This is a genomic window from Legionella pneumophila subsp. fraseri, assembly GCF_000586315.1.
Classification (GTDB): Bacteria; Pseudomonadota; Gammaproteobacteria; order Legionellales; family Legionellaceae; genus Legionella; species Legionella pneumophila_B.
Genome location: NZ_JFIM01000014.1, coordinates 120936 through 128864, shown reverse-complemented (window position 1 = coordinate 128864; position 7929 = coordinate 120936). Strand labels below are relative to the sequence as shown.

The following is a 7929-nucleotide window of genomic DNA, read 5'->3' as shown; positions in this document are numbered from 1 at the left end:
TGCCGCCGGAATTGGTGATCATTTCGCTCCGGAATACACAATAATTGTTTGATCAATTTAAAAAATATAGGAGGTAACCAATTAAAAAATAGCTGTAAACAGGCGAGACCGTTTGCCTTATAACGGTTGATTTGCCCCCATTTCGAGCATACAGCATTGCCGGGTTTCAACTTTGAGCGAACCGCTCGATCAACGCTAAACTTAAAACAGAGCAGTAACTGTAAAGCTGCATAATTTAACGACAGTTATGGATAAGCGCATTATTTAATGCATGAGGTAATTTGGTTGATTAAAAAGAACTGATCAAATTGAGATACTTCAAAAATTAAAAGATAGCGCCAGAAAGTGATCTGGCGCAGAGAACTGTTTAATTATCCATAAGTTTGAGTAATTCAAAATAATAAGGCGCTGTGGTGCCTCGATGAAAGTCATCTGGATTAGCTTTGATACCTTTTGAAGTATATTTGTAACGAACTTCATCTAAATAATTAATAACTATTTGTTTGGATTCTGGCTCCAGCAAATTTTTTCCAGTTCCTTGATACCCGATAGCTAAGGGGCCAAAAAAATAGCTGTCCAAGTCTGAATTATTAGCCTCGCGAAGCTCATCCACAATCGATTTGATATAAATGGGTTGTAATTTTTTAGATTTATGGACTAATTTGTATTTAAGCGTAATTGAGGCCGGATGGGTTGCAGTTGCTAATTGAGCATCTATCTTATCCAGATTTTGTAGGGTTTCATTTGCCGTATGTGTGTCAATAAATCCCATTGTGGCCCAATCGGCGCATTGTTGATTAAGTTTTTCGCCTATTAGCCTATGAAAAAAACTTCTCAATAATTCTTTATCTCTGGGGTTTGGGTGTTCTCTTAACTCTCCTTGAACATGAAACATAAGGCCGCTCACTATTTTATTTTTTACCTCCTCTCGGTCTGTTTCATCATATAATCTTAATAATTTTTGAACCAAATCTACGTCACTAACCTTTGATGTAATTTTATCAATCATAGCCCCTCGTTTAATATCATTAAGACTATCGCTATAAGCAAAGCGCATATAAGCTGACATAGGAGCAACATAATTAGTTGGAGCCGTTAAGGGGGCGTCAATTACTGTTTGAAATTCTTCTAAGGACATTTCATTAAGATCTTCAGCACTCACATCGTCTAAGGATTTATTTGTTAAAACTTCTGCTGATGGTTCGGAGGATTCTACAACCAACCTTTCATCATTATAATAAGGAAAAAAATTAAACAAATTCCTTGGTAGCCATATGCGACTAGCCATGGTGTCTACTCCTTGACTGTAAAAAGCCCACCAAGCATAAGTGTCACATCGCCAACGACCTGTTACAAATATTTCTCCTGTCCTTGGATTCCCTTGCGCAATCCTATAATCAGTATTGCTGGTATATTCTCTAACCCACCAACGCTGGTGATTAGCTTCAACCAATACTCGGTAGCCCTGCTCAGGGTTACCAATTACGCCATATTTACTACCCCAATAGGGAGAACGCCTTTTAAAATTATCTATAGTATTAATCTGGCCTATTACTGGTTCATTAAGTATCTCTATCACTTGATTAGCAGGCGTTGACATGCCACTGGAATCCATCATTGGTCTTGTAGCTATGCCAACATGTCCTAACCATCCCATGCCAGGATAATTTAAATCTCTACCCATGATATCAGAAGGAAAAATTTTCTTGGCATATGATGCTGAAGTTATAGCGGTTAGTGTAATGCTTAACCCGAATACGAGTATTTTTTTACTTTTCATTTGCAGCTCCATCTTTTGTTGAACTTTTTGTTACGGTGTATTTCTCTTAATTGCTCTGATTATTTTGCAATTAATGGCAAATAAACAATGAATAATTAACAATACGCAAGTTACTGCGTAGAAAGTGTCGATATATCCTAGCAATGGAATGAACGTATAACGGGGGAAAAATTTTCCCATTGATACGAATACTATGATTAAAAATGAAAAAACCAGGGTGTATGTTTTATGATTTTTGATCTTAAGGGCTATTACTGAGAAAATTAAAGAAAAAATCAAACCATACAAAGTAATGAAGTAAATAATTAATACCCACCAACCTTTGACATCACTATTATCATAAGCAAATAGTAATGAAATAAGGCATCCTAATAAAAAACTAAAGCTTAGTATAAACGTATCCCGATTAAAGAGCTCTTCCTTTTTTAAGTTACTTTCAGCTTGTTTTATAAGTCGTGCAGATTTTTCACTCCAGAAAACGAAGACAATAATTAGAGGAAGTGTTTGAATAAAACCATCAAAAAAAGTATTGGTTGTCTGGTACGACATTGCGAATACAGCGAAAATAAATATTACAAGAGTGAACCAGGAGTATTTATTTAAATTTTTAGGGTGATTACTTCTTTTTGATGCATCCATGTATAAATCCGTTAACTTGGTAGCTCTCTTTTTCCATTAAAGTGCACCCTAAAGTGTACCCAGAGAAACTACGAAGGAATTAGATTTTCGCCAAAACCCAGACTAGGATTGGCTCCCCGGACAAGACTCGAACTTGTGACCTAATGATTAACAGTCATCCGCTCTACCGACTGAGCTACCGGGGAATTGAGGCGGAATCTTAAAACGATTCCGCAAGAGAATCAAGTGGTTTTTAATATATTTTTTAACTGCAGAAACGTTGTAATCGGTTCAAGGCATCTTTCAGGGTATCAATCCCGGTGGCGAAGGATATTCTGATGCAGCCTTCTGTGCCGAAAGCAGAGCCTGGAACCAGTGCCACACCTACTTCATTCAGCAATTTTTCGGAAAATTCGATGTCATTAGCGTAACCTCGTTTTTCGATAATCGCTTGCACACAGGGAAAAATGTAGAAGGTTCCATCGGCCGGGATGACTTCTATGCCATCGATATTTTGTAATCTGTCGGCTACGTAGTCGTGCCTTTGATGGAAGGCGTTGACCATTTCTTCAATGCTTTCATTGCTGCCATTCAAAGCGGCTACGGCCGCTCTTTGGGCTATGGAGCATGGATTGGATGTGGATTGAGATTGAATGGTTTTCATGGCATTGATTAATGGTGCCGGGCCTGCCGCATAGCCTATCCGCCAGCCTGTCATGGCATAAGCTTTGGATACCCCGTTTAACACAATAGTTCTGTCGTATAATTCAGGGCAGGCATTGAGTATATTTGTAAAAGCTTGACTCCAGAGAATATGTTCGTACATATCATCCGTGGCAATCAGTATCTGTGGATGTTTTTTCAAGACCTCACCCAATTCTTTTAACTCCTGCTGAGTGTAGGCTATTCCAGAGGGGTTGGAAGGGCTGTTCAGGAAAATCATTTTGGTTTTTGGAGTGATGGCTTGTTCGAGTTGTTGTGCATTGATTTTATAACGCTGCGCAGGGGTAGTCTCAATGATGACAGGAACACCATCGGCCAGCAAAACCATGTCAGGATAGGATACCCAATAAGGAGCAGGGATGATGACTTCATCGCCAGGGTTAAGGTAAGCTTGGCATAGGTTATAGCAGCTTTGTTTTCCCCCTACAGAGACTAATATCTGATTAAGCTGGTAATCCAGTTCATTGTCTCTTTTGAATTTGTTTTTAACCGCTTCCTTTAGTTCGACTATCCCATCAACGGCGGTGTATTTGGTATCACCCGCTTCAATAGCAGAGATGGCGGCTAGCTTTATATGCTGCGGCGTGTCAAAATCAGGTTCACCAGTTCCAAGGCCAATGATATCAAGCCCCTGGGCTTTCATCTGCGCTGCTTTTGCAGCTACGGCAAGGGTAGGTGAGGGTTTTACTTTTTGTACACGCTTTGCCAATGCGATATCCATCTGTTGCTCCTGTGAATTATAGGGGTACTAGCATATAATATAAAATATGAAAGACTTATTTAAAATTTACTCAAATTACCAACCTGCCGGCGATCAACCTACAGCCATAGCCTCTTTGATTGATGGTCTTGAATCAGGTTTAGCCAAACAAACATTATTAGGCGTTACCGGTTCTGGTAAAACATTTACTATAGCTCATGTTATTCAAGCCATGAAAAGACCCACTTTGATCATGGCGCCGAACAAAACGCTTGCGGCTCAACTTTATGGAGAGTTTAAAGCCTTCTTTCCTGATAATGCCGTAGAATATTTCGTTTCCTACTACGATTATTATCAGCCCGAAGCGTATGTGCCTGCTTCAGATACTTTTATAGAAAAGGATGCCTCCATTAATGAGCATATAGAGCAGATGCGCTTGTCGGCAACCAAAGCGTTGATTGAACGCAAAGATGCCATTATTGTAGCGACGGTTTCTGCCATTTATGGATTGGGCGACCCGGATTCCTATCTGCGTATGTTATTACATCTTTCCCGTGGAGAACAATCCGATCAGCGTAAAATTTTAAAGCGTCTTGCAGAAATGCAGTACACACGAACCAATCTCAGCCTTGAGCGCGGCCAATTCCGGGTACATGGTGATGTCATCGATATTTTCCCGGCTGATTCCGAGAAAGAAGCGATAAGAATTGAGCTTTTTGACGATGAGGTTGATAATATTGCCCGCTTTGATCCTTTAACAGGAGAAATTTTACAGCGGTTGCCCCGTGTCACCATTTTTCCTAAAACTCATTATGTCACTCCCAGAGAACGTATTTTAGAAACAGTAGAAAAAGTAAAAGTAGAACTACAAGAAAGACTGGCTGAGTTGAATGCTCAAAATAAGTTGGTAGAAGCTCAGCGTTTGGAACAAAGGACTTGTTTTGATATTGAAATGATGTTGGAGTTGGGTTATTGCTCTGGCATTGAAAATTACTCGCGTTATTTATCCAACCGCGAAGCCGGGGAAGCACCGCCTACTCTTTTTGATTACCTCCCGCCGGAGGCCTTGCTAATTATCGACGAATCGCATGTTACTGTTCCTCAAATAGGTGGGATGTATCGCGGAGACAGGGCGCGCAAGGAAACCTTGGTTAATTATGGATTTCGCCTGCCTTCTGCCTTGGATAATAGACCGTTACGTTTTGAAGAGTTTGAGGAACGTTCGCCACAGACTATTTATATTTCAGCGACACCAGGGCCTTATGAACAGGAACATTCGGATAATGTGGCTGAACAAGTGGTAAGACCGACCGGATTGATTGATCCTGAGGTGGAAATCAGACCGGTGAAAACCCAGGTCGATGATCTCATGTCTGAAATCAGGCAGGTGATCGCTCAGGGCAGCCGTATTCTTGTAACGACATTAACCAAACGTATGGCAGAGGATTTGACAGAGTATCTGAGTGAGCACGGGATCAAGGTGCGTTATTTGCATTCTGATGTCGATACGGTTGAGCGCATGGAAATTATTCGTGATTTGCGTTTGGGTGAGTTTGATGTTCTGGTAGGGATTAATTTATTGCGTGAAGGTCTTGATATGCCCGAGGTTGCTCTTGTTGCGATTTTGGATGCTGACAAGGAGGGGTTTTTGCGATCGGAGCGTTCTTTAATTCAAACGATTGGCCGTGCAGCACGTAATGTGAAGGGACGAGCTATTTTGTATGCAGATGCCATTACTGGTTCGATGCAAAGAGCATTGACGGAAACAGAGAGACGACGTGAAAAACAAAAGGCATTCAATTTGGAACATGGCATTACTCCCAAGGGAATTAATAAATCGGTTGAGGATATTTTGGAAGGTGCTTATATCGGTAAACGAAAAACAGTGGTTGCTGAAAAAGCTCCCCAATATGTTCATTGGTCTCCTCAGGAACTGGTAAAACAGATTAATGCGCTGGAAAAACAAATGTATGCTCATGCTCAAAACATGGAATTTGAATTGGCAGCTAAAATTCGGGATGAATACCTGCTATTAAAAGAGCAGTTGATGAAGGTATAACCCGATGGGTACCGGATTTTGAACCCTTAGGTTCAAGTGGGCAGCGAATGCATCGGTTCAGGCTTCCCACTCTATTGGTGGGCTTGCTCAACGCCGATAACAGGATGCTTCCCTGGCTGTGAGTGTTGGTTCTAAAATCACTCGCCATCGGGTTAATTAGATTATAACACCAACCTGGTTTCTACACCTAGAAAAACTCCATGCAATAAAACATTTGTTATTTTTTCTTTAGACTATACTAATCATTAAGTATTCCATTTTATTCAGTTTTTTGTAGGGCATTGAAGTTGGAATAAACGAGCTGAGGAATTAAGAATTAGCCTGTTGACAGGCATAAGGGAATTACTGTTAATCCATGAATATTAAATCTAATCTGGCACATAGCTCCGTTATCCTGAAGGGTCATGTCAATCGATATGCCTTTTTGGGATTGCTTATTTCTGTTGGCAGTATCTTGATCGCAAGTTGTATCGTTTCCTATCAATTGACTGGATCTGTGAGTTTAGCCGGGTTTATTCAGGCTCAAAGATCTAACCCGGCAATTTGGATCCTGGATTTAACACCTTTTATGTTTGTGTATTGGGGGCAAGCGTTTTGTTATGGATTGGTTAACAAAGCGGAGAGTTTACTGGTTGATAAAACCAAAGAGCTTTTAAATCTCAGTGGAAATCTGGAATTAAAGCTCAAATATGAAAGTAATCACGATAGCTTGACCAATTTGCCTAATAATCGCTTGTTAAATGAAAAAATACGGCTCGCCATCGAACAATTGGGCTCACAGGGTGAATTAGCTGTTATTGTGATAAAAATTAATGATCTTAATTATAATTTCAGCTCATTTAATGCCAATAATATCGTAAAGCAATTTGCTGAAAAATTAAAATCGATTTTGATTGATCCCTACATGCTAAAAGCTTCTCTTGGAATTAATATGGTTGCAAGATTGCAAAGTGATGAATTTGCCATATTGATGCCGAGACTTAAAAAAGATTTGGATATTAATGAGCTATTAATCCATCTTCTTACCTTGTTAAATAATAACCTGATGGTGGATGGAATTAGTATCAATGTGACACCCATCGTTGGTGTTGCCATCTATCCTATTCACGGAGAGGAAGATGATGTTTTAGTAAACCATGCCCTTATTGCAGTTTACCAGGCACGAAAAGAAAACAAATCCTATGCAGTTTACAGTTCTGAAATGGAAGAGGATCTTGTACATAACCGGATTGTGATAAATGAACTGCAGAGGTCCATTGAAAATAAAGACTTAAAAATTTATTACCAACCGATAGTTGAATTAGCTAATGGCAAAATTGTTGGTGCCGAGTCATTAGTCCGTTTTGAACATCCTGAATTGGGTTTATTAAGTGCAGATAAATTCATGCCTTTAATCGAGGGAACCAGTTTAATTCATGATTTGACAACTCTTATGCTCAAGGAGGTAATAAAGCAATTAGCCGCCTGGCATGATGCTGGACATAAAATTTTTGCCTCTGTGAATCTGTCAGTGAATCGTGAGTTGCCTGATTTAATAGAGAAATTATTAAATGACTATGAGATTGCCCCACAATTCTTGAAACTTGAATTTACCGAAAGGACTTGTTTAGCTGATCAGATGCTTACCAGTGAAGTTTTTGAGCAACTATCAACCAGGGGAATCAAATTATGCATTGATGATTTTTGCAACAATAACTCTTCCTTTATTCATTTGACTAATTTCCCTATCGATGACATTAAAATTGAGAAATCTTTCGTACTGAAAATAGCAAAAGACGCAAAGAAAGCTAAAATTGTAGAGGCTATAGTTAAATTAGCCCAAACATTAGGGTGGGAGCCTCTGGTGGATGGTATCGCTGATCAAACTGCATTGGAAAAATTAAGGGATTTAGGCTGCTTATATGGCCAGGGATTATATTTTTCTCGAGCGGTCAATGCGACTGAATTTACATCAATGCTAAAGAAATGAATCTGGCTTTAAATCACTTACCATTCGTTTTCCCGCTTTGATTCACATGGAATACGAATCATAACGCTGACACGCTATGG

The 7929-nt window shown here is 39.6% G+C and carries 5 protein-coding genes, 1 tRNA gene and 1 other RNA gene; 2 read left to right on the top strand and 5 right to left on the bottom strand.

Annotation, left to right across the window (positions count from 1 at the left end; all coding sequences use genetic code 11):
- Window positions 1-367 precede the first annotated feature (367 nt).
- From CC34_RS0104390 to CC34_RS0104375, 4 genes are all read right to left on the bottom strand, one after another.
- A complete protein-coding gene (locus CC34_RS0104390) occupies window positions 368-1780 on the bottom strand; it encodes a hypothetical protein (protein ID WP_027228030.1) in 1413 nt (470 codons plus the stop codon).
- Between the two features lie 30 nt (window positions 1781-1810).
- Window positions 1811-2419: a hypothetical protein gene (locus tag CC34_RS0104385; RefSeq protein WP_028378832.1), complete on the bottom strand. Its 609-nt coding sequence runs from the start codon at window positions 2417-2419 to the stop codon at window positions 1811-1813.
- A gap of 109 nt (window positions 2420-2528) precedes the next feature.
- Window positions 2529-2604: transfer RNA gene (locus CC34_RS0104380), tRNA-Asn, on the bottom strand.
- Window positions 2605-2663: 59 nt separating this feature from the next.
- The gene (locus tag CC34_RS0104375; protein ID WP_028378833.1) at window positions 2664-3842 is read right to left on the bottom strand and encodes a pyridoxal phosphate-dependent aminotransferase; all 1179 of its coding nucleotides are present in this window, start codon (window positions 3840-3842) and stop codon (window positions 2664-2666) included.
- A gap of 46 nt (window positions 3843-3888) precedes the next feature.
- On the opposite strand from CC34_RS0104375, the gene uvrB reads away from it, so the two are divergent.
- Complete coding sequence (gene uvrB / locus CC34_RS0104370) at window positions 3889-5880, top strand: excinuclease ABC subunit UvrB (protein WP_028378834.1); 1992 nt, start codon at window positions 3889-3891, stop codon at window positions 5878-5880.
- Here the strand turns inward: uvrB and ssrS are convergent.
- Window positions 5875-6037, bottom strand: a non-coding RNA gene (gene ssrS, locus CC34_RS1000000116875) — 6S RNA. The two genes, uvrB and ssrS, sit on opposite strands and share 6 nt — an antisense overlap.
- Window positions 6038-6235: 198 nt before the next feature.
- Here ssrS and CC34_RS0104365 point away from each other — a divergent pair.
- Window positions 6236-7849 carry a putative bifunctional diguanylate cyclase/phosphodiesterase gene (locus tag CC34_RS0104365; RefSeq protein ID WP_028378835.1) on the top strand — a complete coding sequence of 538 codons (1614 nt, stop codon included), beginning with the start codon at window positions 6236-6238 and terminating at the stop codon, window positions 7847-7849.
- Window positions 7850-7929 lie beyond the last annotated feature (80 nt).

Bases quoted from the DNA above. Each gene is read 5' to 3' on its own strand.
- CC34_RS0104385 (WP_028378832.1), bottom strand. From the start codon at position 2,419: ATGGATGCATCAAAAAGAAGTAATCACCCTAAAAATTTAAATAAATAC.
- CC34_RS0104365 (WP_028378835.1), top strand. From the start codon at position 6,236: ATGAATATTAAATCTAATCTGGCACATAGCTCCGTTATCCTGAAGGGT.
- CC34_RS0104390 (WP_027228030.1), bottom strand. From the start codon at position 1,780: ATGAAAAGTAAAAAAATACTCGTATTCGGGTTAAGCATTACACTAACC.
- CC34_RS0104375 (WP_028378833.1), bottom strand. From the start codon at position 3,842: ATGGATATCGCATTGGCAAAGCGTGTACAAAAAGTAAAACCCTCACCT.
- uvrB (WP_028378834.1), top strand. From the start codon at position 3,889: ATGAAAGACTTATTTAAAATTTACTCAAATTACCAACCTGCCGGCGAT.